Origin of the sequence: Enterococcus sp. HMSC078F03, from assembly GCF_001811595.1 — a bacterium.
GTDB classification, from domain to species: domain Bacteria; phylum Bacillota; class Bacilli; order Lactobacillales; family Enterococcaceae; genus Enterococcus; species Enterococcus faecalis.
This window is the reverse complement of record NZ_KV805571.1, coordinates 1-370: the sequence shown is the minus strand read 5'-3', so window position 1 is coordinate 370 and position 370 is coordinate 1. Positions and strand designations below refer to the sequence as shown.

Here is a 370-nt window from a genome sequence, read left to right as displayed (position 1 = left end):
TATTTTATTTTCAGCAAATTTTTCTAATTTTTTCTTTATACTATCAGCATTTTTTGTTTGTAAATCTATATATGATACAGGCAATCCAGTATTCTTGATTTTTTCATCAAGATATGCCATATCCATCTCATTGTACATAATAATATCTGCATCAGGTATATCATTTTTAGCTATATCATAACTAATAATGGATAGATTCCATTCTGGTAATAATTCTTTTTTTAGTTTATCTTGAAATTTTTTTGAGCTAATCCACATCATACCAGAACCACTACTTCTAATCACAACTCCATCAGTATTTACTGTATAAATCCATACTACACTTTTCATATTTATTCACTCCTTAAACTATAATAAAATCTACACAATA

Annotated in this window: 1 protein-coding gene; it reads right to left on the bottom strand. The window is 25.7% G+C overall.

Annotation, left to right across the window (positions count from 1 at the left end; translation table 11 throughout):
- On the bottom strand, nucleotides 1–330 hold a 330-nt coding region (locus tag HMPREF2810_RS09510), incomplete at its 3' end, for a hypothetical protein (RefSeq protein WP_002360867.1).
- Between the last annotated feature and the right edge of the window lie 40 nt (nucleotides 331–370).